Below are 24869 nucleotides of genomic sequence, written 5' to 3'. Positions count from 1 at the left end.
AAAAGGGGCGGATTCCCACGAAAAACGGCCGCCCGGTGGGCGGCCGTTTTTCTCGGAATGACGGGTCTTTGTACGAGCTGCACATTTTGCAACAGACCCTCAAGCAAAATGGACTTATTTTTTCTTTTCTTCCTTGACCAGTACCTCTTTCAGGTCGGAACGCTCCTTCAGAGCGGCAATCATCTCCGTCTTGTCCTCGGCAGGCACATCCACGGGAAGGGCATACTCCTCGATCTTGGCAAAATCCTGCTCCAGGCGCTTTTTCTGGCTGGCCAGCCACTTTCCGCCCTGTCCCTCAGGGTAGACCAGAGCCACCAGCCTGGGATGGGCCTTCATCTGGTTGACCCACAGCTTGTCCGGGTCGTGCTTGCGGAAGCCCAACAGGTAGACCAGCGCCACGATGGCGACGGCGGCAGTGGCGAAGCCGAACACCTGGGAAACCCGGATGGGGGTGTTGAAGAAGTACAGGCTGTCGGTCCGCAGGCCCTCGATGAAGCCCCGGCCCACCCCGTACCAGGCAAAGTAGCTCAAAAAGATCTGGCCGTCAAACTTCCGCCACTTCTTGGCGATGACGATGAGCAGTACCAGCCCCACCAGGTTCCACAGGGACTCGTAGAGGAAGGTGGGATGGACCTCCACATATTGCAGAGATCCGTTCACATACTCGTAGATACCCATGCGCCAGGGCAGATCGGTGGGACCGCCGTAGGCCTCGATGTTGACAAAGTTGCCCCACCGGCCTACCAGCTGGCCGATGAGCATTCCGTAGGCGCCCAGGTCGGCAAAGGCCAGGAATTTGATCTTCCGCACCTTGCAGAACACCAGCAAGGTAATGACCGCGGCAATGACGCCGCCGTAGATGGCCAGGCCGCCGTCCCAGATGCTTACCATGGCCCCGAAGTCCAGGGAGCCGTCCGGTCTGCGGTACAGATCCAGGTAGAAAATGATGTAGTACAGCCGGGCCCCGATGATGGACAGGGGCACGGCAAAAAAGAGCATATCGATGATGTCATCCTGACGGATGCCGAACTGGGGCGCCTTCCGGGAGCAATACACCACCGCCAGCAGGAAGCCGGCGGCGATGATAATGCCGTACCAATGGACGGGCCATCCAAAGACCCGGAAGGCAATGGGGTTCATGGTCAGCTCCAGCCCCAGGCCGGGAAAGGATACGGTACCCATTACGCCTCACCCTCCCCCGGGCGCACCACGGCCAGACCGCACCGCTCAGCGGTCACCCAGCTGCGGATGCAGTCCTCCACGCAGGCCTGGTCGATGGAGTCGAAAATCTCCGGGAACTTGAAGTAGTCCACCCCGGTAAAGTGGGACTGGGCCATGGAGATGCAGGTAAACTCAAAGGAGTTGAGGCCCCGGACCTTGGCGCCGTAGACCCCCTTCTTCAGCCGCTGGAACAGGCCGGGGTCAATGCCTTCCCGAGCCAGACGCTCCCCTTCGGCCAGCACCGCGTCCCGCACCTTCTTGGGGTCCCGGCTCTCGCCGCCGGCCACCATCATGGCGCAGCCGGGATAGAGCTCAAAGCCGTAGCTGAAATTCTTGTTGATCAGCCCCTGGCTGTACAGCTTGGCGTACAGGGGTGTGGAGTTGCCCAGCAGAGCCTCGCAGGCCAGCTCGCCCGCCAGCTCCCGGCGCATCCACTCTTCGCCCTTCTGGGCGGGATCGCACTTGAAGCCCAGCATAAAGATGGGGGTGGACACCTCCATGGTCAGTTCCTTCTCGGAGGCCGCGGCTTTGGGAGCCTCCTCCCCGCCGTAGTCCCGCTCCATCTGGCCCAGAGAATCCTTGGGCAGGATCTCCTTGGCAATGGCGCACACCTGCTCCGGGTCCACGTCGCCCGCCACGGTGAGCACCATGTTGGCCGGGTTATAGAAGGCCTTGTGGCAGGAATAGAGGGTGCCGGCGGTGATGTGGGAGATGGACTCCTGGGTACCGGCGATGGGCACCCGGATGGGATGGTGGTCATACAGGCACTCCATCAGGGCGTAGAACACCTGGTTCTCCGGGTCGTCCTCCACCATGCGGATCTCCTGACCGATGATGCCCTGCTCCTTGTCCACGCTCTCCTGGGTAAAGTAAGGGATAGACACAAAGGAGAGCAGGATCTTCAGGTTGTCGAAGAACTTCTCGGTACTCTCAAAGTAGTAGCCGGTGATGGCGGAGCTGGTGAAGGCGTTGGGAGAGGCTCCGTTGGCCGCCAGATCCTGGAGGGCGTTGCCGTCCTCGGTGTCAAACATCTTGTGCTCCAGGAAGTGGGCCACCCCCGCCGGGGTGTCCTTCCACCGGCCGTCCTGGAAAAAGCGCATATCCATGCCGCCGTAGTTGGTGGCAAAGAAAGCGTAGCTCTTCTGGAAGTCCCGGCGGCGGTCCACATAGATGTGGAGCCCGTTCTCCAGAATCTCATGAAATACGGTCTCCCCCAGACGGGGGTACTGCTTGCTTACCATAGAATCACTCCCTGCCTTTCAGGAAATATACGGTGTCCAGGGTCAGATCCTGGGCGGCTTCCACCACCTGGGCCCGTGTAACGGCCTCCACCCGGGCGGCCATGTCGTCGGGGCCGTCGGTAAGACCGGCGGCGGACTGGCCCAGCCAGTAGTCCTCCAGCCGGGCCTGGGTGTCCAGAGTGGTGCGCAGGGTGCTCACCACCGACCGGCGGGCCCATTCCAGCTCATCGTCGGAGAAGTCCCCGGTCTGGCACTTGTAGAGCTGGGAGAGGATCTCGGCCTCTGCCTGGCCCACCTTGTCAAACTCCACGCCGGAGGAGACCAGCATCACGTCCTTGTATTTCATCAGGCCGGAGCTGGCATAGTAGCACAGGCTCAGCTTCTCCCGCACGTTCATAAACAGCTTGGAGGTGGTGGTACCGCCATAGATGGCGTTGACCAGGGTGAGGGCCGGATAGTTCTGGTCCCAGGCGTCGCAGTTGGTGCGGAAGCCCATGGCCAGCTTGCCCTGGGTCACATCCAGGGATTCCTCTACCCGTTTGGCCTGCTTAGGCGCCTTTCCCTTGGCGGGGCGGACCAAACCGGCCCGCTCCCCCTCCGGCAGCACCGCCAGCAGAGGCCCGAAGGCCGCCTGTACCCGCTGGGCGTCCGCCGAGCCGCAGTAGTAGAGCTCCACCCGGGCCTCCTTCAGCAGGGCCTGATAGCCTGCCCACAGGCTCTGAGGAGTGATGGCCTCCACCGCCTCCAGGCTGCCCAGCTTATCCACGCCGAAGCTCTCCCCGGCGCACATCTCGGCCACTACCCGGATCTGGGCGTACTGCCGCTTGTCATTGACCTGGGCCTTGATGCGGTCGGCCAGGTTGGCCTTCTCCTGCCCGGTATAGTCGGGGCAGAAGGCCCCGTCCTGAGTATAGGGGGCGCCGATCAGCTCCGCCAGCAGGGCGGCGGCCGGCTCCAGCACCTGCTCCTTGTTCAGGGTGTAGACGTCATCCAGAAAGCTGCCCACAAAGCCCACGCACTGGGTCTCGCCCTTCTTCCGCACCATGGGCTCCAGAGAACCGCCGTACAGCTCGTCCAGGGCAGCGGACAGGGATTCCATATCAGGATGAGCCGCCGTTCCCCGGCGGAGCACCATGGGAACCAGGGCATTGAGAGAGGCCTTTTCCGCCGTCAGCGAGGTGAGAAACTGGGCCCCCAATACGCTGGATTTGAATTTTTTGGTCTGTACCGCCGTCAGCCAGACGCCGGGCTGCAATTCGATCCTTGTGACCTTCATGTGCTAAGAACCGTCCTTTCTTGTTTACCTCCATAGCCTGCCCCATTGGACAGGCTCTATCCATCTACAGCCTGCTGCGGTCCCGCAGCCAGCTGGGCAAAGAGCGCATTTTGATGCTGGAAACCACACCCATGGCGGCATACATGGTGATGACCGAAGAGCCGCCATAGCTGATAAAGGGCAGGGTCAGACCTACCACGGGGAATACATAGAGGCACATCCCCACATTGACGCCCACCTGAGCCAGCAGCATACCGGCGTAGCCCATGGCAATAAAGGCACTCTGAGGGGAACAGGCCCGGCGGGCCACCCACACACACCGCAGGATGATGGCCGCCAGCAAAACCAGCAGTAGCAGACAGCCGATCAGGCCAAACTCCTCGCCGCAGACGGCAAAGATCTCGTCGGTCTCCCGGGCAGGCAGAGACTGCTTGTACTGACTCTGGGTCTGGATACCCTGGAGGTAACCCATGCCGGTGAGGCCGCCGCTGCCGATGGCCAGAATGCTGCGGCTCTGCTGCCACCCTTTTCCCTGAGTCTGCTCGTAAATGGTGTCCGGATTGCCAAAAATATGGTCGATGACCACGGTGAACCGCTTCATATAATACATATCTTTGATGTGGGGCCAGATCAGCACCACGCCCACCACGCATACCACCACGGCCAGCAGGAACCAGCGTTTCTTGACCCCGGCGCTCCAGGCCATAATGACAAAAATGATCAGATAAGTCAGACCCATGCCGAAGTCGCCGGAGGTCACCGCCACCACACCGAACATGAACAGGGTGTGCCCCGCGATCTGGAACACCGAGGAGGGCTTGCTGATGCCCTTGTCCCGCAGCCGGCTCATCTGCCAGGCCAGCAGCAGTACAAAGGTCAGCTTGGCCAGCTCGGCGGGCTGAAGGTTCACAGGAAATCCGGGAATGTGAAGCCAGCTGCGGTTGCCGTTGACCTCCACACCCAGAGGAGTACGGACCAGCGCGTTGATGACCACATTGAACAGCAGCAGCCACTTCCAGGATTTATCTACAAACAGCTCAATGTCCACCGAGGACATGAGCATATAGATCACAACACCCATAACAATCGCCACAGCCTGCACGATCATGCAGCGCATGGCGTCCGCCTCGCCCAGGTAGCGGGTAGCGCTGAAAATGAGCACCAGACCATACCCGCTGGCCAGCAGGCACAGGGTCAGCAGCAGCCGGTCACCCTGCTGCCAGAAGGAACGAATGGAATCTCTCAGCCAGGACACCGGCTCGCCTCCTTACCTATTTCGTCCGCGGGTTCGGACGTACGTCAAATTAGTTTACCATCTTTTTTGCGTTTGGTAAACAGGTGTGTTATAATCTTGTCAGAATCTTCACATTTAAAGTCCTTCCCAAAGCAGCGGTACTGCTTTGGGAAGGCGTTTGCAGCCCGTTGCGCGCAGGATTTGCCCGCTGAGTGCGGACAAATCCCACACTTACGGGCTGAGAAGTGTTTTTTCTGATGCTCATGTCATCAGGAAAAACAGATTCCATTTGATTTGCGCCCAGAGGCGCAAACTCTGCGAGGCATTTCATCTGTAATAAACGAGGTGTTATATGGAGATCACAACCAACTCCCCTGCTGAGACCGAGGCCGCAGGCGCTGCTCTGGCCGCCCGGCTGAATCCGGGGAGCGTCATCGCCTTTACCGGTGATCTGGGGGCGGGCAAGACCGCCTTTACCAGGGGCCTTGCCCGCGGCCTTGGGGTGGAGGAGCGGGTGACCAGCCCCACCTTTACCATTGTCAATGAGTACGAGGGCGGGCGTCTGCCCCTGTTCCACTTTGATATGTACCGGCTGGGCTCTTCAGACGAGCTCTTCGACATTGGCTGGGAGGACTACCTGGCCCGGGGCGGCGTGTGCGCTGTGGAGTGGAGCGAAAACATCGCCGACGCGCTGGAGGAGGATACCATCCGGGTGGACATCCGCCGGGGCGAGCACGACGACCAACGCATCATCACCATTACGGGAGGTCCCCAACCATGAAGATATTAGCTCTGGAATCCTCCGCCACCGCCTGCTCGGTGGCTCTGTGTGAGGATGAAAAGCTCATTGCCCAATCCTATCAGAACAACGGCCTGACCCACTCGGTCACCCTGATGCCCATGACCACTTCCCTGCTCTCCGGGTGCGGCCTTACTCTGGAGGATGTGGACGTCATCGCCGTGGCGGCGGGCCCCGGCTCCTTTACCGGCCTGCGCATCGGCGTGGCCGCCGCCAAGGGGCTAGCCTGGCCAGGCAGCAAGCCCTGCGCCGCCTGCTCCACCCTGGAATCCATGGCCTGGAACCTGGCCCACACCGGGCTGGAGATCTGCGCCGTCATGGACGCCCGGCGGCATCAGGTGTACAACGCCCGCTTTGCCAGTAACGGCGAAACGCTGGAGCGCCTGACTCCCGACCGGGCCATTTCCCTGGAGGAGCTGGGGGAAGAATTAAAAATCAGTGGAAAAACGCAATTACTGGTTGGAGACGGCGCGGTTTTATGCTATACTACCCTCAAAGGGCCGGGGCTGGACGTCCGCCTGGCGCCCCCCCATCTGCAATTCCAGAGCGCGTGGGGCGTGGCCCGGTGCGGTCTGGAGCTTGCCCGACAGGGCCTGCTGACCGACGCGGCGGGTCTGGCACCCAACTATCACCGGCTCTCCCAGGCTGAACGGGAGCGGCTGGCAAAAGAACAAAACAAAGGGGAATAGCGCCATGGATATGGAAAAAGTACACATTCTCGATCACCCTCTCCTGCAGCACAAGCTGTCTATCCTCCGGGATGAGACCACCGGCGTCAAGGACTTCCGTCAGGTCGTCTCCGAGATCGCCACCCTCATGTGCTATGAGGCCACCCGTGACCTGCCCATGGAGGAGGTGGAGATCAAGACCCCCATCACCACCGGCAAGTTCAAGACCATCGCCGGCAAGAAGCTGGCTATCGTTCCCGTTCTGCGGGCCGGTCTGGGCATGGTGGACGGCATCCTGACCCTGATCCCCTCCGCCAAGGTGGGCCACATCGGTCTGTACCGCGACCCCGACACCCTGGAGCCCGTGGAGTACTACTGCAAGATGCCCAACGACATCGCCGAGCGTGATGTCATCATCCTGGACCCCATGCTGGCCACCGGCGGCTCTGCCTCCGCCGCCATCCAGTTCATCAAGAACTATGAGGTCAAGCACATCAAGCTGATGAACATCATCGCCGCCCCCGAGGGCATCGAGCGGGTCCATCACGATCATCCCGACGTGGACATCTACTGCGCCGCTCTGGATGAGAAGCTCAACGAGCACGGCTACATCGTTCCCGGCCTGGGCGACGCCGGCGACCGCATTTTCGGCACGAAGTAAGAGAATAAGCGAAAAGGTTCTCTTCCTCACTGGGAAGAGGACCTTTTTTATTATTCTTTCATCTGCACCAGCCGCCACCGCAGGCCGGAATACCGCCTCTGCTGGCGGTCGTTGGCGGTCATGGTGGCCACCACTTCCTCATCCCCCACCAGGATGAGCAGTTCCCGGGCACGGGTGATGGCAGTGTACAGCACCCCCCGGGTGAGCAGCATGGGGGCCCCCTCACTCACCGCCAGGATCACCGCCCGGTACTCGCTGCCCTGGGCCTTGTGCACGGTGATGGCGTAGGCGGGCTCCAGCTCCACCAGCATATCCTGGGTGTACTCCACCACCCTGCCCTCAAAGTCCACGGTAAGGGTACCCTCCCGGTTGTCCACCCGGGTCACGGTGCCGATATCTCCATTAAAAATGCCCATGCCGCTGTCGGAACCGTCATGCCAGATCACATCGTAGTTGTTGCGTACCTGCATGACCCGGTCACCCTGTCGGAACACATACTCGCCAAACCGCTTCTCCGGCTTGTCAGGCTGGGCGGGATTGACCGCCTCCTGAATGGCCCTATTGAGGGAGGCGGTGCCGGTCACCCGCTTGCGGGTGGGTGACAGCACCTGGATCTGGTCGGCGGGAATGCCCATATTGTTGGGCAGCCGGGTCTGGATCAGCTCCACAATGGTCTCAGCCGCCCGGGCCGGGTCCTTCCGGCGCAGGAAGAAGAAGTCGTGCTCCCGGTCCTTCAGGTCGGGCAGCTGGCCCCGGTTGACCCCGTGGGCGTTGCGGACGATGGCGCTCTCGGCGGCCTGCCGGAAAATCTCGGTGAGCCGCACCATAGGGATGGCTCCGCTGCGGATGAGATCGGAAAACAGGTTGCCGGGGCCCACGCTGGGCAGCTGATCCGGGTCCCCCACCAGGATCAGGCGGCAGTCGTCCCGCAGGGCGGCCAGCAACCCCTGCATCAGCACAATGTCCACCATGGAAGTCTCGTCCACGATGACGGCGTCCGCCTTCAGGGGATCGCTCTCGTCGTGGGCAAAGATCAGCTTGCCGGAGCGGGGGTCGTACTGTGTCTCCAGCAGCCGGTGGATGGTGTATCCCTCCGCCCCGCACAGCTCTCCCAGCCGCTTGGCCGCCCGGCCCGTGGGGGCAGCCAGGGCGGTCTCCAGCCCCAGCTGGTCAAAGAGGGCCAGGACCCCCCGCAGGGAGGTGGTCTTACCGGTACCGGGACCGCCGGTGAGGAGCATCACCTGACTGGTAGCCGCCAGAGCCACCGCCTCCCGCTGCTGGGGGGCGTACACAATGCCCTGGTCGTTCTGGATACGGTCGATGAGTTCATCCAGGCCGTGGGGGGCCACCAGTTCGCCCCGGGACATCTCGGTGAGCCGCCAGGCCACATACTGCTCGGCCTCGCACAGGGCCTGGAGGTAGACGGCCTCCTCCCCTGCCACCGGTTCCTGGATCACCTCACCCCGCTCCAGCAGGGTCTCCAGGGCGTCCTCCAGGCTCTCCCCCTCCACGCCGATGAGCTGGCCGGTGGCCAGGAGCAGCTTGCGCCGGGGCAAAAAGGCATGGCCGTTATCCAGATTATAGGTTAGTTCAAAAAGAAGGGCGGCCTCAATGCGTTGAGGATCGTCCCCCTCCATACCCATGGACAGGGCCAGGGCGTCGGCTGTGGAGAAGTCCACGCCCAGCTCCTCGTCCACCATCAGATAGGGGTTGCCCCGGATGACCTCCAGGGCCCGGTCCCCGTACCGGCGGTACAGGGGCATGGCCAGCTGGAGGGGCACCTCATGCTCTCCCAGAAAGGCCAGCAGCCGCCGCATCCCCATCTGAAGCCGGAAGTGCTCCCCGATGGTCAGAGCCTTCTTGCGGGTGATACCCTTGATGCGGGTAAGCTGCTCCGGATGTTCCTCCAGCACGGTGAGGGCGTCCTCCCCAAACTCCTCGATCATCCGCCGGGCGGTAGCCGCGCCGATGCCCCGCACCGCCCCCGAGGACAGGTAGTCGAAGATGGCCTTGGCCCCGGCGGGCAGACGCCGCTCCACGGTCTCAGCCTTGAACTGCTCGCCGTAGGAGGCGTGGCGGGTCCAACTGCCCTGGACCGAGATACTCTCTCCGGGGGCCACCCCCGGCATACAGCCCACCACCGTGACCAGAGCCCCGTCCCCAACGTCAAGACGAAGCACCGTGTAGCCGTTCTCCTCGTTCTGGTAGATCACGGCCGACACGGTGCCCTGCATATAATCCTGTGACTCCTCCTGCATGGCTGCCCCTCCTTGTGTCGCTTGGAGAATATGATACCATCCGCAGGCGGATTTGTCGAATGCTATTTCTCTGTGATGTACTCGTTCAGCCGCCCGGCAGGACAGAGCACCACGCCAGTGGCGCCGGTGAGCAGGGCGGCAGCCACCGCCTTTCCCGCCGGGTCCAGTCCGCCGTCGGCGATCACGATGGTAAACCCCTTTTTCTGCCGCCCCCGCAGCCACAGCAGCCGCTTTACATCCTGCTCCAGATGGGTGCCCTCCCCTGCCGCCGGGACCACGGCATAGACCGGGCCGGCCCCTTCCGCCGGAGCAAGCAGCCATCCAAACAGCACCCAGCCCAGGGCCAGAAGGCCGATGGCCGCCAGCAGGGCCAATACGGCCTGTAAGATTCCGTCCAAACCCTTCACCTCCGCCCCATCCTATGCACGGGGCGGAAGAAGGGACTCAGCTCCCTACGGTGGAGACCACAATGCCGGTGGCAAAGGTCATGATCAGCCCGGCGGTGACCACACCCAGGAAAATGGAGGGCAGCGCTTTCCGCAAAGGCATATCCAGGAAGGCGGCCGCCAGGGCGCCGGTCCAGGCGCCGGTGCCCGGCAGGGGGATAGCCACAAATATCCACAGACCGATATATTTATATTTGGTCACCTTCTGCCCCTTCAGGTGGGCCTTTTTTTCCAGCTTGTCCACCAGGGAATTGAGCTTGGGGGATTTCCGGCGCATCCATAGAAAAATCCGCCGGATATAAACGATAATAAAGGGGATGGGGATCATATTGCCAATAATCGAGGCCACCAGCGCCTGTCCCGGAGGCAGGCCCAGAGCGGTACCGAAGGGCACGCCGCCCCGCAGCTCAATGATAGGCACCATGGACACCAGCATGGTAAAAAACATTTCGCCCAGATTGGTGGACGTCAGCCATTGCAGCAATTCCAAAAGAGAACACCTCGCTTGCGTCAGTTTCTGTATTGTATCATATTGGCGGGAAAAAGAACAATTAAAATTTCCTAAAACCATCTTTTCTTTGGACGGCGCAAGCCCTTGTCCAGTTCCTTCATCAGTGGTATAATATTTTGACTATTTTGAGAAGAGAGGTTTTTCACATGACCTACAAAGAAGAATTCATCACCTTCATGGTGCGCTCCGGCGTGCTCACCTTCGGCGACTTCACCACCAAGTCCGGCCGCAAGACCCCCTATTTCATCAACACCGGCAACTACAAGACCGGCGCTCAGGCTGCCAAGCTGGGCGACTACTACGCCGCCTGCATCCAGGAGAACCTGCCCGAGGGCGTGACCTGCCTGTTTGGCCCCGCCTACAAGGGCATCCCTCTGGCCGTCACCGCCGCTGCCTCCCTGTACCGCAACTATGACCGGAACCTGCCCTACTGCTTTAACCGGAAGGAAGCCAAGGACCACGGCGAGGGCGGCTCCATGGTGGGCTACAAGCCTCAGGACGGGGACGACGTGGTCATCGTGGAGGACGTGGTTACCGCCGGTACCGCCGTCCGGGAGACCATTGAGCTCTTCAAGCACGTGGCCAACGTGAACATGAAGGCCCTCATCGTGTCCGTGGACCGCATGGAGCGGGGCACCAAGGACTGCTCTACCCTGGACGAGCTGCGGGAAGACTACGGCATCGCCGTCTACCCCATCGTCACCGTCAAGGAGATCATTTCCTTCCTCCACAATAAGGAGATCGACGGCAAGGTCTACATTGACGACGAGATGAAGAGCAAAATGGAAGCCTATCTGGCTCAGTACGGCGCCAAGGCCTAAACATATAAAGGAGGAGTCCGGTCATGGGCACCCACGACGGCCACCGTCAGCGGTTAAAAACTGAATTTCTGGCCCGGCCGGACTCCTTTCCCGACCACAAGCTGCTGGAATTGCTCCTGTTCTACGCCAATCCCCGCAGCGATACCAATCCCCTGGCCCATGAGCTTCTGAATCATTTCGGCTCTCTGGCTGGGGTACTGGACGCAACACCGGAGGAGCTGCAAAAGGTCAAAGGCGTGGGCGAACACGCCGCCGTTCTGTTCAAAGCCGCCAAGGAATTGTCCGGCCGCTATCTCACCGCCCGCACCCAGATGGACGACATTGCCCGGAACACCAGAGACTATTTTGCCCTGCTCCAGCCCTACTTCTTCGGCGCCCGCAACGAGCAGCTCTGCCTGCTGTGCATGGACGGTAAGGGCAAGGTGCTGGGTATCCGTAAACTGGGCGAGGGCAATGTAAACGCCGTCAACATTACCACCCGGCTCATCGCCGAGGCCGCCCTCTCCCTCAATGCCGCGGCGGTGGTGCTGGCTCACAATCACGTCTCCGGGATCGCCTTCCCCTCCGGCGACGATATCGCCACCACCGAAAGTCTGGCCCCCTTCCTGGCCCGGATGGGTGTGGAGTTGGTGGACCACCTGATTTTCGTGGACGACGATATGGTGTCCCTCCGGGACAGCGGCTTCTACCGGCCATAAGAACATTCTTTCGATTCATCGTTGCAATGGAACTGATGTTCTGATACAATGTGTCTGAGAGGTGATGGTATGCCTAAATTTGAAGTGGTCAGCGAATATCAGCCGGCAGGCGATCAGCCCGAGGCCATTGCCGCCCTGGCGGCAGGCATTGAAAACGGGCTGGATGAGCAGACCCTGCTGGGCGTCACCGGTTCTGGCAAGACCTTCACCATGGCCAAGGTCATCGAGGCGGTCCAGCGGCCCACCCTGGTGCTGGCCCACAACAAGACCCTGGCCGCCCAGCTGTGCGCCGAGTTCAAGGAGTTCTTCCCCAACAACGCGGTGGAGTATTTCGTGTCCTACTACGACTACTACCAGCCCGAGGCCTATATCCCCCATACCGATACCTTTATTGAAAAGGACTCTGCGGTGAACGAGGAGATTGACCGGCTGCGGCTGGCGGCCACCGCCTCCCTGATGGAGCGGCGGGACGTGATCGTGGTTTCCTCGGTGTCCTGCATCTACGGTCTGGGTGAGCCGGAGGACTTCGCCAAAATGATGGTCTCCCTCCGGGTGGGCGCTCAGATGGAGCGGGACGAGCTGCTGAAAAAGCTGGTGGCCATCCGCTATGAGCGCAACGACATCGCTTTTGAGCGCAATATGTTCCGGGTCCGGGGAGACACAGTAGAGATCTTCCCGGCCTACTGGAAGGATTCCGCCATCCGGGTGGAGTTTTTTGGAGATGAGATCGACCGCATCTCCGAGATCAACGTGGTCACCGGCACACCTATCCGGCGGCTCAACACCATCCCCATCTGGCCTGCCACCCACTACGTCACCCCCAAGGAGAAAATGGACGCCGCCATCCAGGAGATCTATAAGGAATTGGAGGAGCGTGTGGCCTTCTTCGAGCGGGAGGGCAAGCTTATCGAGGCCCAGCGCATCAAGCAGCGCACCATGTACGACGTGGAGATGATGCAGGAGCTGGGCTACTGCACCGGTATCGAGAACTACAGCCGGGTCATTGAGGGCCGCCCCGCCGGGTCGCCCCCCCACACCCTGCTGGACTACTTCCCCAAGGATTTTGTCCTCTTCATCGACGAGAGCCACGTGACCCTCCCCCAGGTGCGGGCCATGTACAACGGTGACCGTGCCCGAAAGACCTCCCTGGTGGACTACGGCTTCCGTCTCCCCTGCGCCTTTGACAACCGGCCTCTGAAGTTTGAGGAGTTCCAGAAACGCCTCAATCAGGTGGTCTATGTGTCCGCCACCCCCGGCGAATACGAGCGGGAACGCTCCGGCCAGATTGTGGAGCAGGTCATCCGCCCCACCGGCCTGCTGGACCCCAAGATCGAGGTGCGCCCGGTGGAGGGCCAGATCGACGACCTCATTGGGGAGATCAACGACCGCACCGCCCGCAAGGAACGGGTGCTGGTCACCACTCTCACCAAGAAGATGGCGGAGGATCTCACCGCCTATCTCACCAATGCCGGTATCAAGGTGCGGTATATGCACCACGACATCGACACCATCGAGCGGATGGAGATCATCCGGGACCTGCGGCTGGGCACCTTCGACGTGCTGGTGGGCATCAACCTGCTGCGCGAAGGTCTGGACCTGCCGGAGGTCTCTCTGGTGGCCATTCTGGACGCCGACAAGGAGGGCTTCCTCCGCTCCGAGACCTCCCTGATCCAGACCATCGGCCGTGCCGCCCGAAACGCCCAGGGTCTGGTGGTCATGTACGCCGACTCCATCACCCCCTCCATGCGCCGGGCCATTGACGAGACCGAGCGCCGCCGGGCCAAGCAGGACGCCTTTAACCAGGCCCACGGCATTGTGCCCAAGACCGTCATCAAGTCGGTGCGGGACGTCATCGACCTGTCCGAGGACAAGGGCGAGCTGCCCCACTCCAAGAAGGCTCTGTCCAAGAAGGAGAAGGAGGCTGCCATCGCCAAGCTGGAGAAGGAGATGAAAGAAGCTTCCAAGAGATTGGAATTCGAGTACGCCGCCGTTCTCCGGGACCGCATCATCGAGCTGCGGGGCCAGGGGTGACCTCTTACAAGGAGGGCTGTTATCATGTACGACCGGCTGAAAAAGATCCTGCCCATTGTTTTGATCGTCATTGTCGCTGTCTTTTCGGTCCTCTACTTCTTCATTGGCCGCCAGTACGGCGTGGAGTACCAGGACGCCCTCTACTTCCCTGCCACGGAGGGCGATACCACAGTGTACTCCGCCAAGGTGGACGGTCAGAGTGCCTCCTTCACGGTAGAAGGAAACACCGTCACTTACCACTGGGGGGACACGGTCTGCGGCCCCTATACCGTCCATGAAGACCCCACTGCCGCCCCAGGCGGAGAGTGGGAGTCCCTGGACCTGATCGGTGTAGAGATCCGGGAGGAGGACAGCATTCTTTTTCGGGGCGGATACACCGAAGATCTGTTTCTGTTTATACGGGAGGACGGCGAGCCTGATTCCGACCTCTTTCATGTCACCTACTCGGTGAACGGTGTCGAACACGACGCAGACGGCAATGTGGTGGACCCTCACCGGCCCAGCCTATCCACCCTCATCCGATTCTCCCAGCTGCCCCAAGCGGACACCCACCGAGGCAGCCTGATGTATTGGTTCTTTGGACTTTTGACCGCTGGAATTGCCGCCCTGCTCATTAAATTCGACGACACTCTGTTCCGCCTTCACCTGTCCTTCCGGGTCAAGTATCCGGAGGACGCCGAGCCCTCTGACTGGGAGATCTTTTCCCGTATCTTTAGCTGGATCGCATTTACACTTCTCTCCCTCGGCCTATTCATCGCGGGACTCGTTATCATTAGCTGACCAAACATCATAAAAGTGAGGTTTTTGTCATGAATTACGTCACACTTGGTAAAACTGGTCTTAAAGCTGCCCAGGTTTCCTTCGGCGGCATCCCGATCCAGCGTTCCGACGCCGCCAATACCAAGGCAGTCGTGGATAAGCTGGAGCAGTATGGCATGAACTACATCGATACCGCCCGAGGCTACACCGTGTCCGAAGAGTATCTGGGCGCCGCCCTGGAGGGCCGCCGGGATAAGTTCATCCTGGCTACCAAGTCCATGGCCCGGGACAAGGAGTCCATGGCCAAGGATATCGACATCAGCCTGAAAAACCTGCGCACCGACTACATCGACGTCTACCAGATCCACAACCTGCCCGAGGCTGAGATTGACAAGGTGTTTGGCGAAGGCGGTGCCTGGGAGGCACTGAAGGAGGCCAAGGCCGCCGGTAAGATCGGTCATCTTGGCGTCACCGCCCACAACGTGGATGCGCTGAAGAAGATGATCGAGCTCCACGGCAACAAGATCGAGACTGTCATGTTCCCCTACAACATCGTGGAGACCCAGGGCCACGAGGTATTGAAGAAGGCCAAGGAGATGGGGATCGGCACCATTGCCATGAAGCCCATGGCCGGCGGCAATCTGGACGACTGGAACCTGGCCCTGCGGTTCATTGCCGCCTCCGGCGTCATTGATATTTCCATCCCCGGCATGGGCTCCCCTGAGGAGGCCGACCGCAACGCCGAGGCCGCTGAACACTTCTCCCCCCTCACCCAGGAGGAGCTGGCCGAGTGCGACCGCATCCGCAAGGAGCTGGGCAACGAGTTCTGCCGCCGCTGCAACTACTGCGCCCCCTGCCCCAACGGCATCAGTATCCCCAACTGCTTCCTGATGGCCAACTATGCCCGCAAGTACGGCCTGGCCGACTGGGCCAAGGCCCGGTACGACGCCATGCAGTACCACGCCGGCTCCTGCGTCCAGTGCGGCGCCTGTGAGAAGCGCTGCCCCTACAACCTGCCCATCCGGGATATGCTCACCAAGGTGGCAGATCTGTTCGGCTATTGATATCAGCATAGAGGAAGGTGGATCCTATGGAATTGAACACTCTGAATCCCGACGCTGAGTATGGTCTGATGGATGCGCTGGCGGTCTATCTGCCCTTCTTCATCGGCCTGATCGCCCTGGTCCTCATTGTTCTGGCCGTCCTGCCCAAACTTCCCAAGCCCATGCGCATCCTGTTCGGGATCGCCGGCGGTGCGCTGCTGTTCCTGGCCCTGTGGTATTTCATTTTCCACACCAACTTCTCGTAAACGCTGAATCAAAAGGATTTTATCTTATGCTGGATCATATTTCCGTCAAAGGCGCTCGCGCCAACAATCTGAAAAACATCGACGTGGACATCCCGCGGGACAAGCTGGTGGTGCTCACCGGTCTCTCGGGCAGCGGCAAGTCCTCCCTGGCCTTTGACACCATCTATGCCGAGGGGCAGCGCCGCTATGTGGAGTCCCTGTCCTCCTACGCCCGGATGTTTTTGGGGCAGATGGAGAAGCCCGACGTGGACTACATCGACGGCCTCTCCCCCGCCATCTCCATCGACCAGAAGACCACCTCCAAAAACCCCCGGTCCACCGTGGGCACCGTCACCGAAATTTATGACTACCTCCGTCTGCTGTGGGCCCGGGTAGGCACCCCCCACTGCCCCAAGTGCGGCAAGGAGATTAAGCAGCAGACCATCGACCAGATCATTGACCAGGTGCTGGAGCTGCCCGAGGCCACCCGCATTCAGGTCATGGCCCCGGTGGTCCGCGGCAAGAAGGGCACCCACCAGAAACTGCTGGAGGACGCCCGCAAGTCGGGCTACGTCCGCTGCCGGGTGGACGGCTCCCTGTACGACCTGACGGAAGAGATCGAGCTGGACAAGAACAAGAAGCACAACATCGAGATCGTGGTGGACCGGCTGGTCATCAAAGAGGATATCGCCCGCCGGCTCACCGACTCGGTGGAGGTGGCCTCTAACCTGGCCGGCGGCCTGGTTGTCATCAACATCGTGGGCGAGGACCGGGATATCATGTTCTCCCAGAATTACGCCTGTGAGGACTGCGGCATCTCCATCGAGGAGCTGTCCCCCCGTATGTTCTCCTTCAACAACCCCTTCGGTGCCTGCCCCACCTGTACCGGCCTGGGCTCTCAGCTGAAGGTGGACCCGGACCTCATCATCCCCAACAAAGAACTGTCCATCCTGGAGGGGGCCATCACCGCCTCCGGCTGGAACAACATCAAGGGGGATTCCATCTCCCGGATGTATTTTGAGGCTCTGTCCAAGAAGTACAACTTCAAGCTGACCACCCCTATCAAAGACCTGCCGGCAGAGATCATGGATATCATCCTCTACGGCACCAAGGGAGAAAAGCTGAAGCTGACCTATGAGCGGGAGAACGGCCACGGCACTCTGATGCAGCCCTTTGAGGGCATCATCAACAACCTGGAACGCCGTTATAAGGAGACCCAGTCTGACGCCATGCGCCGGGATCTGGAGGACTGCATGGGCGAACGCCCCTGTCCCGACTGCGGCGGCAAGCGCCTGCGGAAGGAGGCTCTGGCTGTCACCGTGGGGGGCATCAACATCGACACCTTCTGCCGCAAGTCCGTGACCGAAGCACTAGACTTTGTGGACCACCTGGAGCTCTCCGATCAGAAAATGCTCATCGCCGACCGCATCCTGAAGGAGATCAAGAACCGGTTGGGCTTCCTCCAGAGCGTGGGCCTGCAATATCTGACCCTGAGCCGGGCCGCCGCCACTCTGTCCGGCGGCGAGAGCCAGCGTATCCGCCTGGCCACTCAGATCGGCTCCTCCCTGATGGGGGTACTCTACATTCTGGACGAGCCCTCCATCGGCCTGCACCAGCGGGACAACGACAAGCTGCTGGCCACGCTCAAGCACCTGCGTGACCTGGGCAACACCCTGCTTGTGGTGGAACACGACGAGGATACCATGCGTCAGGCCGACTACATCGTGGATATCGGCCCCGGCGCAGGCGTCCATGGCGGCCAGGTGGTGGCCTGCGGCACCGCCGAAGAGGTGATGAATACCCCCGGCTCCATCACCGGTGACTACCTGTCCGGCCGGAAGAAAATCCCCGTTCCGGCGGAGCGGCGGACCGGCAACGGCCATTTTCTCACAGTTAAGGGCGCGGCGGAGAACAACCTGCAAAATGTGGATGTGTCCATTCCTCTGGGCACCTTCACCTGTGTCACCGGCGTATCCGGCTCCGGCAAATCCTCCCTGGTCAACGAGATTCTCTATAAGCGGCTGGCCGCCGACCTGAACCGGGCCAAAACCCGCCCCGGCAAGCACCGGTCCATCGAGGGCGAGGAATATCTGGACAAAATCATTGCCATCGACCAGTCTCCCATCGGCCGCACCCCCCGGTCCAATCCGGCCACCTACACCGGCCTCTTCAACGACATCCGGGACCTGTTCGCCTCCACCCCCGACGCCAAGGCCAGAGGTTACGGCCCCGGCCGGTTCTCCTTCAACGTGCGGGGCGGACGGTGCGAGGCCTGCCAGGGCGACGGTCTCATCAAGATCGAGATGCACTTTTTGCCCGACATCTACGTGCCCTGCGAGGTGTGTAAGGGCAAGCGGTACAACCGGGAAACCCTGGAGGTACGCTACAAGGGCAAGAACATCTATGAAGTGCTGGACATGACGGTGGAGGAGGCCCTCCCCTTCTTCGAGCATCTGCCCCGGCTGTACAACAAGCTCCAGACCCTCTACGAGGTGGGTCTCAGCTATGTAAAGCTGGGCCAGCCCTCCACCGAGCTGTCCGGCGGCGAGGCCCAGCGTGTCAAGCTGGCCACTGAGCTGGCCAAGCGCTCCACCGGCAAGACCATCTATATTCTGGATGAGCCCACCACCGGCCTTCACACCGCCGACGTGCATAAGCTGATCGAGGTACTTCAGAAGCTGGTGGACGCGGGCAACACCGTGGTGGTCATCGAGCACAATCTGGACGTGATCAAGACTGCCGACCACGTCATTGATCTGGGCCCCGAGGGCGGCTCCGGCGGCGGTACTATTGTTGCGACCGGTACCCCCGAGGCGGTGGCCCAGTGCCCCGCCTCCTACACCGGGCAGTATCTGAAGCGGATGCTGGAGTGACCTCAGGAGAGCTGACAGCCCATTGTGATGAACAAAAAACAGGCGCACTGCTATAGGCAGTGTGCCTGTTTTTTTGCCTTTTGAGCGGAACAGCGTTGACAAAACACCGTTATTGTATTATACTATCATTAGCTAAACTATTTAGTTCATTATATAAACATGAATTTTTTAACAGGAGGCAGCGCAATGAGCATTCAGAATGTGGTTCTCATCGGCGGCGGCGTGCTGGGCAGTCAAATCGCCTACCAGACCGCCTACAAAGGCTTTCACGTCACCATCTGGCTGAGGAGCGATGCCTCCATCGGCCGGGCCCAGCCCAAGCTGCAGAGGCTTCACGACATCTACGTGGCGGAGCTGACCGCTGCTAAGACCACCCCCGGCCCCTACAGTCCCGGTCTGCTGGACAACAGCCGCACCTACACTCCGGAGGAGATCGACGGGCTGATCGCCCAGGCGGACGCAGCTTTGACCGGCCTGACCCTGACCACCGATCTGGCCGGGGCGGTGAAGGACGCCGACCTGGTCATTGAGGCCCTGGCGGAGGTTCCCCAGGAAAAGATTGAATTCTATCAGAAACTGGCTCCTCTGCTGCCGGAAAAAACCATCCTGGCCACCAATACCTCCACCCTGCTCCCCTCTTCCCTGGCCCAGTATACCGGCCGGCCAGAGAAGTACCTGGCGCTCCACTTTGCCAACAACATCTGGAAGCAGAACACCGCAGAGGTCATGGGCCACCCCGGCACCGACCCGGCCGCTTACGAAGAAGTTGCCCAGTTTGCCGCGGATATCAGCATGGTGCCCCTGCGTCTGAAGAAGGAAAAAAACGGCTACCTGCTCAACTCCATGTTGGTCCCCTTCCTGATGGCAGCCCAGAGCCTGTGGGCGGAGGATATCGCCGACTTCGAGACCATCGACAGGACCTGGGTGCTGGCTACCGGCGCCCCCATGGGCCCCTTCCGCATCCTGGACATCGTGGGTATCACCACGGCCTACAATATCCTCACCAACAACCCCGCCGCCGCCGATCCCAATACCACCTACGGCAAAATGGCCAAGCGGCTGAAAGAGGAGTACATTGACACCGGTAAGCTGGGCATCAACGCCGGTGAGGGATTCTACAAGTATAAATAAGCATTCGTACACAAAAGGGGCGCCGCGTATCTCGCGGCGCCCCTTTTTTCATTCTTTACAAAGTCGTTCCCGTCCACTGACCTGCTCCAAATCAATCCGCCACACCGCGGTGCGGGGCAGGTGCTTCTCAATGACCTCCTCCACCCGTTCCGGGCAGTCGGGGGCATATTTTTTGCAGATGGCCCGCAGAGCTGCCTTCTGCTCCTCCGGGTCGGTCACCTCATGGGCGGTCCCACGGGCTACGGCGCTGGTGAACTCCGTCTCGTAGGCCGCCTGCACCACCCGCTGATGGCCTACAGCCGTCAGGCAGACCTGGGGGTGGAGTCTCAGGCAGTCCAGCTTTTCTCCCCCCAGCCTGGAGTGAAAATAGACCGCCTCCCCCACCCGAACGCCGTTAAGCGGCATACAATAGGGCAGCCCCTCAACGTCGTTTACCGCCAACACCATATATTCGCACCGGTCCAGGGCCTCCAGGCCCACATCCCGTCCATCATCTCGCTTCATATCTATCCGTCCCTTCCGGCCCCAAGGGCCTGTTCTCTCCCCCATCATACCCCCGCCCGAGCCCCATCGCAAGAAAAACTTCCATTCCCTCTTGACATCCTGCCGAGCAAGTATATAATAATATATGAACAATAGCTCATATGTTATTAGAAAGGATGGTCGTCATGACAGACAGCAACGGCGTGGAACGGTGCGATTACAGCCACGTCCACCAAGAGATCGTGGATAAAGTGGAGCGCACCATGCCGGAAGATGAGATCCTCTACGATCTGGCAGAGCTGTTTAAGATCTTTGGGGATTCTACCCGCATCAAGATCCTGTATGTGCTTTTTGAGTCGGAGATGTGCGTGTGCGACATCGCCAAGCTGCTGGGCATGACCCAGTCCGCCATCTCCCACCAGCTGCGGGCTTTGAAGCAGAGCAAACTGGTCAAATACCGCCGGGAGGGCAAAACTGTGTTCTACTCCCTGGCGGACGGCCATGTCCGCACCATTTTGGGCCAGGGCATGGAACACATTGCGGAATGAGAGGAGTTTTACGATGAGAAAGTCATTCAAGCTGAGAGATCTGGACTGCGCCAACTGCGCCGCCAAGATGGAGGACGCCATTCGCAAGCTGGACGGGGTGAACAGCGCCACCGTCAGCTTTATGACCCAGAAACTGACCCTGGACGCCGACGACGCCCGGTTCAACGAGATCCTCCAGCAGGCCGCCAAGGTCTGCAAAAAGGTGGAGCCCGACTGCACCATTGTGTTCTGATCCTGTTATCTGTGTGCAAAGGAGAGATGGATCATGACCAAAAAGCAAAAGCGAATGCTCATCCGCATTCTGGCCAGCGGGGTGCTGTTTGTTGGGGCTGTACTGCTTCCCCTGTCCGGCTGGGCGGAGCTGGCGGTCTTTCTGGTCCCCTATGCCGTCATTGGCTGGGATGTGCTGTGGCGGGCGGTGCGCAACATCGCCCACGGGCAGGTATTTGACGAGAACTTCCTCATGGCCCTGGCCACCATCGGCGCACTTGCCATCGGCGAATACCCGGAGGCCGTCTTTGTTATGCTGTTCTATCAGGTAGGCGAGTGGTTCCAGAGCTATGCGGTCAACCGGTCCCGCACCTCCATCGCGGCTCTGATGGACATCCGCCCCGACTACGCCAACATCGAGGTGGACGGCCAGCTGCAGCAGGTGGACCCGGAGGAAGTATCTGTGGGAGACGCCATTGTAATCAAGGCTGGGGAGCGGATTCCCCTGGACGGCGTGGTGTTGGAGGGAACCTCCACCCTGGACACCGCCGCCCTCACCGGCGAGTCCCTCCCCCGCCAGGTCCAGCCCGGCGACGATGTGGTCTCCGGCTGTGTCAACCTGTCCGGCTTGCTGAAAGTCCAGGTCACCAAGGCTTTTGAGGAGTCCACCGTATCCAAGATCCTGGACCTGGTGGAGAACGCCAGCAGCAAAAAGGCCAAGGCGGAGCACTTCATCACCCGTTTTGCCCGGTACTATACCCCCATTGTGGTGCTGGCTGCCGTGGCTCTGGCCCTCCTGCCTCCCCTCTTCACCCAGGTGAGCTGGCTGGATTCCATTCAGCGGGCGCTCAATTTCCTGGTAGTATCCTGCCCCTGCGCCCTGGTGATCTCGGTGCCGCTCTCCTTCTTCGGCGGCATCGGCGGGGCCTCCCGGGCCGGTATTCTGGTCAAAGGAGGCAACTACCTGGAGGTGCTGGCCAAAACGGAGATCGTGGTCTTTGACAAGACCGGCACCCTGACCCAAGGAGTCTTTAACGTCACCGCCATTCATCCCGATCACTGTGACCAGAGCCAGCTGCTGGAGCTGGCCGCCCTGGCAGAGGCCTCCTCCGATCACCCCATCTCTCGCTCTCTGCTGGAGGCCTGGGGCCAACTGCCCGACCGCAGCCGGGTCACTCAGGCGGAAGAGCTGTCCGGCCGGGGCGTCCGCGCCATGGTGGACGGCAAGGTGATCTGCGCCGGCAACGACAAGCTGATGGATGAGATCGGCGTCACCTGGCACCCCTGCCACCATGTGGGCACCACGGTCCATGTGGCCGCCGACGGGGTCTATCTGGGGCACATCGTCATCTCCGACCAGGTAAAGCCGGACGCCCAACAGGCCATCACCGCACTGAAGGCGGCAGGAGTACGCAAAACTGTGATGCTCACCGGCGATACCAAGCAGGTTGGCGAGGCGGTAGCCGCCCAGCTGGGGCTGGATGAGGTCCACACTCAACTCCTCCCCACTGACAAGGTAGACCGGGTAGAGGGACTGCTGAAAGAGGTATCCCCCAAGGGGGCCCTTGCCTTCGTGGGAGACGGCATCAACGACGCCCCCGTCCTTTCCCGGGCGGATGTGGGCATTGCCATGGGCGCCCTGGGTTCCGACGCTGCCATCGAGGCGGCAGACATCGTCCTCATGGATGACAAGCCCTCCAAGCTGGCTCAGGCCATTGCCATCGCCCGCCGCACTCTGGCCATTGTCCGTCAGAATATCGTGTTTGCCCTGGGGGTAAAACTGCTGGTGCTGGTGCTCAGTGCCCTGGGCCTGGCCAATCTGTGGGAGGCCGTCTTTGCAGATGTAGGCGTCTCGGTCATCGCCATCCTCAATGCTATGCGGGCCATGCGCACCGCCAAGATGTAATAAAAAACGCGAGCCTTACGGCTCGCGTTTTTTGTGTTGTGCATTTAACTCAGACGCAGGGCGGAAACCTCGTTCAGCACGGTCTGCATGGTGGCCTTGTCATACCCGCCGTTGGAGGCAGTGCGGTCCAGCAGGATTCCGCCGTCCTTGGTGGGAGCAGAGAGGGCGCACACCGACAGATAGACTACCTGGGCCCGCAGGAAGGTGCCGCTCTCCAGCATGGTGCGTTCACTCTGACGGATGGCACCCAGCGTTACCCCCGCCTCCATGGCAGTCTGCCAGGTAAAGTCAGGATTGGTGCCAGTCTCGGAATAACCCAGCGCCCGGAGCACAAAGGTCATATACTCCCCTGCCGTAATGGTGTTGTTGGGGGCAAAGACCAGCTGACCGGCGGCGTTGGTACCAATGCCGGTAGTGTAGCCCTTTTCATAGGCATAGGCCAGATAGCGGTCGGCCCAACTGGGGCTGTCCACAAAGGGATTGGTTGCCGTACTGGACAGGGCGGCCTGTTCCTCCCCCAACAGGCGAATGAACATGACCAGGCCCTCCACCCGGACCGGCTGGCGCTCCAGCTCATAGCCGGAGCCGTAGGTGGCGCCGGTGCCCTTCAGAAGGCCCATCTTAGTCAGGCCGTCAGCCATAGCGTTATAATCTACGTTTCCGCTGGCGGAGAGGGTATAGCTCCCCTCCAGACAGAGGACTGCGGTATCAGAGGTCACAGTCACCGCCACAGCGGCGCTCTCCCCTGCCAGACAGCGGTGGCGGGCAGTCAGCCCACTGCCGGAGGCCACCGTATTGCCTGCCGTTGTATCCACCAGCACACCACCGGAGGCCGTAGCACTTCCTGCCAGCAGCATCACGCCGGAGCCGGAGGTAAGGGTCAGCACATCGCCCTTTTTAAAGCGCAGGTCATTGAGTCCGGACGTTCCGCCTGCTTGGGCCAAATATGCGGAATGCTCGCTGTTGAGCTGGTTCAGCGCCTGATTATAGACAGGTGCCGTCAATTCCTCCACCCGCTGCTCCGCCTGCTTCAGGGCCTCATCGGTAAACGTACCATTTACATAACTTTTGCTCACCAAAGACTGGTCGGCGGCTACCACCGCCCCGCAGCTCACCAGGATCACCCCGGCAAGCAAGATTGCCGCTGCTTTTTTCATGCGTCCTCCGAGATCATATAGCTGAGGGCCAACAGGCTGTCCGCAAAGTGAACATCTTCAATGACCACGCCCGGCGCCTCCACCGTCAGCTCGCTGTTAGTAAAATTCCAGATACCCCGTACACCGGCTCGCACCAGCCGACTGGCGGTGGTATTGGCAACGCTCCGGGGTACGGTCAATACACCGATGCTGGCCGGATGCTCCACCAGATACTCCTCCAGCCGATCCACATGATAAATGGGCACGCCAGAGCGAGTCTGGCCCACGATCTCCGGGGCCACGTCAAAGGCCGCGGCCAGCGCCACACCCGAGCGCTCAAAGTGGAAGTTCTCCATCAGGGCCCGGCCCAGATTGCCCGCGCCCAGAATAACCGCCGTATGTCCCCGGTTCATACCCAGGATATCAGAGATCTCATCCCGCAGTTTCTCCACGTTATAACCATATCCCTGCTGGCCAAATTCCCCAAAGCAGGACAGATCCTGCCGGATCTGGGAGGCTGTCAATCCCATGGAGCGGCCCAGAGCACTGGATGAAATACGCTCCACACCGGCCGTATGCAGGTCCGTCAAATGGCGGTAATACCGGGGCAGCCGCCGAATCACCGCACTGGACACCTTTTGCTTTCTCATGCGCCATCACACTCGTTCCA

The 24869-nt window shown here is 60.6% G+C and carries 24 protein-coding genes; 14 read left to right on the top strand and 10 right to left on the bottom strand.

Features of this window, described 5'->3' with window-relative positions; translation table 11 throughout:
- Positions 1-114: 114 nt before the first annotated feature.
- The 4 genes from lgt to IHN22_RS07390 all read right to left on the bottom strand — a co-directional run bounded on the left by lgt (position 115) and on the right by IHN22_RS07390 (position 4993).
- Positions 115-1182: a prolipoprotein diacylglyceryl transferase gene (gene lgt / locus IHN22_RS07405; protein WP_191434483.1), complete on the bottom strand. Its 1068-nt coding sequence runs from the start codon at positions 1180-1182 to the stop codon at positions 115-117.
- The gene (locus tag IHN22_RS07400; protein WP_191434480.1) at positions 1182-2462 is read right to left on the bottom strand and encodes an EF-P 5-aminopentanol modification-associated protein YfmH; all 1281 of its coding nucleotides are present in this window, start codon (positions 2460-2462) and stop codon (positions 1182-1184) included. Before IHN22_RS07400 ends, lgt begins: the two co-directional genes overlap by 1 nt.
- A gap of 4 nt (positions 2463-2466) precedes the next feature.
- A complete protein-coding gene (locus tag IHN22_RS07395; RefSeq protein WP_191434479.1) occupies positions 2467-3738 on the bottom strand; it encodes an EF-P 5-aminopentanol modification-associated protein YfmF in 1272 nt (423 codons plus the stop codon).
- A 64-nt stretch (positions 3739-3802) separates the two neighbouring features.
- On the bottom strand, positions 3803-4993 hold the full coding sequence (locus tag IHN22_RS07390; RefSeq protein ID WP_191434477.1) for an FtsW/RodA/SpoVE family cell cycle protein: 1191 nt from the start codon (positions 4991-4993) through the stop codon (positions 3803-3805).
- Positions 4994-5324: 331 nt separating this feature from the next.
- Here IHN22_RS07390 and tsaE point away from each other — a divergent pair, with 331 nt between their 5' ends.
- The 3 genes from tsaE to upp are packed head-to-tail and all read left to right on the top strand — an operon-like array spanning position 5325 to position 7100.
- Positions 5325-5753 (top strand): tRNA (adenosine(37)-N6)-threonylcarbamoyltransferase complex ATPase subunit type 1 TsaE, encoded by a 429-nt coding sequence (gene tsaE, locus IHN22_RS07385; RefSeq protein WP_087188028.1) that lies wholly within the window; start codon positions 5325-5327, stop codon positions 5751-5753.
- Positions 5750-6460 (top strand): tRNA (adenosine(37)-N6)-threonylcarbamoyltransferase complex dimerization subunit type 1 TsaB, encoded by a 711-nt coding sequence (gene tsaB / locus IHN22_RS07380; RefSeq protein ID WP_191434475.1) that lies wholly within the window; start codon positions 5750-5752, stop codon positions 6458-6460. The genes tsaE and tsaB overlap by 4 nt, the downstream gene beginning before the upstream one ends.
- Before the next feature lie 10 nt (positions 6461-6470).
- Entirely contained in the window at positions 6471-7100 is a 630-nt protein-coding gene (gene upp / locus IHN22_RS07375; RefSeq protein ID WP_207733072.1) for a uracil phosphoribosyltransferase, read from the top strand.
- Positions 7101-7150: 50 nt separating this feature from the next.
- Here upp and IHN22_RS07370 read toward each other — a convergent pair whose 3' ends face one another.
- The 3 genes from IHN22_RS07370 to IHN22_RS07360 form a co-directional block, all read right to left on the bottom strand.
- Positions 7151-9358, bottom strand: a complete 2208-nt coding sequence (locus tag IHN22_RS07370; RefSeq protein WP_191434471.1) for an SF1B family DNA helicase RecD2 — start codon at positions 9356-9358, stop codon at positions 7151-7153.
- A gap of 62 nt (positions 9359-9420) precedes the next feature.
- Positions 9421-9756 (bottom strand): hypothetical protein, encoded by a 336-nt coding sequence (locus IHN22_RS07365; RefSeq protein ID WP_191434469.1) that lies wholly within the window; start codon positions 9754-9756, stop codon positions 9421-9423.
- Between the two features lie 46 nt (positions 9757-9802).
- Positions 9803-10294: a COG2426 family protein gene (locus tag IHN22_RS07360; protein WP_343212801.1), complete on the bottom strand. Its 492-nt coding sequence runs from the start codon at positions 10292-10294 to the stop codon at positions 9803-9805.
- A 167-nt stretch (positions 10295-10461) separates the two neighbouring features.
- Here IHN22_RS07360 and pyrE point away from each other — a divergent pair, with 167 nt between their 5' ends.
- The 8 genes from pyrE to IHN22_RS07320 all read left to right on the top strand — a co-directional run bounded on the left by pyrE (position 10462) and on the right by IHN22_RS07320 (position 19916).
- Positions 10462-11136 (top strand): orotate phosphoribosyltransferase, encoded by a 675-nt coding sequence (pyrE, locus tag IHN22_RS07355; protein WP_087266487.1) that lies wholly within the window; start codon positions 10462-10464, stop codon positions 11134-11136.
- A 23-nt stretch (positions 11137-11159) separates the two neighbouring features.
- Positions 11160-11834, top strand: a complete 675-nt coding sequence (radC, locus tag IHN22_RS07350) for a JAB domain-containing protein (RefSeq protein ID WP_087188023.1) — start codon at positions 11160-11162, stop codon at positions 11832-11834.
- A gap of 69 nt (positions 11835-11903) precedes the next feature.
- Positions 11904-13865 (top strand): excinuclease ABC subunit UvrB, encoded by a 1962-nt coding sequence (uvrB, locus tag IHN22_RS07345; RefSeq protein ID WP_191434467.1) that lies wholly within the window; start codon positions 11904-11906, stop codon positions 13863-13865.
- Between the two features lie 24 nt (positions 13866-13889).
- A complete protein-coding gene (locus IHN22_RS07340; RefSeq protein WP_191434465.1) occupies positions 13890-14645 on the top strand; it encodes a hypothetical protein in 756 nt (251 codons plus the stop codon).
- A gap of 29 nt (positions 14646-14674) precedes the next feature.
- A complete protein-coding gene (locus IHN22_RS07335) occupies positions 14675-15688 on the top strand; it encodes an aldo/keto reductase (RefSeq protein WP_191434463.1) in 1014 nt (337 codons plus the stop codon).
- Positions 15689-15714: 26 nt separating this feature from the next.
- Positions 15715-15933: a hypothetical protein gene (locus IHN22_RS07330; RefSeq protein ID WP_087266496.1), complete on the top strand. Its 219-nt coding sequence runs from the start codon at positions 15715-15717 to the stop codon at positions 15931-15933.
- A gap of 26 nt (positions 15934-15959) precedes the next feature.
- Complete coding sequence (uvrA, locus tag IHN22_RS07325) at positions 15960-18785, top strand: excinuclease ABC subunit UvrA (protein WP_191434461.1); 2826 nt, start codon at positions 15960-15962, stop codon at positions 18783-18785.
- A gap of 186 nt (positions 18786-18971) precedes the next feature.
- Positions 18972-19916, top strand: a complete 945-nt coding sequence (locus IHN22_RS07320) for a 3-hydroxyacyl-CoA dehydrogenase (protein WP_191434459.1) — start codon at positions 18972-18974, stop codon at positions 19914-19916.
- A 48-nt stretch (positions 19917-19964) separates the two neighbouring features.
- Here the strand turns inward: IHN22_RS07320 and IHN22_RS07315 are convergent, their stop codons facing one another.
- Positions 19965-20420, bottom strand: a complete 456-nt coding sequence (locus tag IHN22_RS07315; protein ID WP_087266502.1) for a pyridoxamine 5'-phosphate oxidase family protein — start codon at positions 20418-20420, stop codon at positions 19965-19967.
- A 164-nt stretch (positions 20421-20584) separates the two neighbouring features.
- Here IHN22_RS07315 and IHN22_RS07310 point away from each other — a divergent pair, with 164 nt between their 5' ends.
- Genes IHN22_RS07310 through IHN22_RS07300 form a run of 3 tightly spaced genes read left to right on the top strand, consistent with a single transcriptional unit; the run spans position 20585 to position 23063 of the window.
- Complete coding sequence (locus IHN22_RS07310; RefSeq protein WP_087266504.1) at positions 20585-20947, top strand: ArsR/SmtB family transcription factor; 363 nt, start codon at positions 20585-20587, stop codon at positions 20945-20947.
- Between the two features lie 13 nt (positions 20948-20960).
- Positions 20961-21179, top strand: coding sequence for a cation transporter (locus tag IHN22_RS07305; RefSeq protein WP_191434457.1), 219 nt, complete (start codon positions 20961-20963; stop codon positions 21177-21179).
- Positions 21180-21212: 33 nt separating this feature from the next.
- Positions 21213-23063, top strand: a complete 1851-nt coding sequence (locus IHN22_RS07300) for a heavy metal translocating P-type ATPase (protein ID WP_191434455.1) — start codon at positions 21213-21215, stop codon at positions 23061-23063.
- Positions 23064-23107: 44 nt separating this feature from the next.
- On the opposite strand, the gene IHN22_RS07295 is transcribed toward IHN22_RS07300, so the two are convergent.
- The gene (locus IHN22_RS07295; protein ID WP_191434452.1) at positions 23108-24220 is read right to left on the bottom strand and encodes an S-layer homology domain-containing protein; all 1113 of its coding nucleotides are present in this window, start codon (positions 24218-24220) and stop codon (positions 23108-23110) included.
- On the bottom strand, positions 24217-24849 hold the full coding sequence (locus IHN22_RS07290) for a redox-sensing transcriptional repressor Rex (RefSeq protein ID WP_087188013.1): 633 nt from the start codon (positions 24847-24849) through the stop codon (positions 24217-24219). Before IHN22_RS07290 ends, IHN22_RS07295 begins: the two co-directional genes overlap by 4 nt.
- Positions 24850-24869 lie beyond the last annotated feature (20 nt).

The organism is Flavonifractor sp. An112 (assembly GCF_904377885.1).
Taxonomy (GTDB): domain Bacteria; phylum Bacillota; class Clostridia; order Oscillospirales; family Oscillospiraceae; genus Flavonifractor; species Flavonifractor avicola.
The sequence above is the reverse complement of the archived record's forward strand: the minus strand, read 5'-3'. Positions and strand labels throughout refer to the sequence as shown.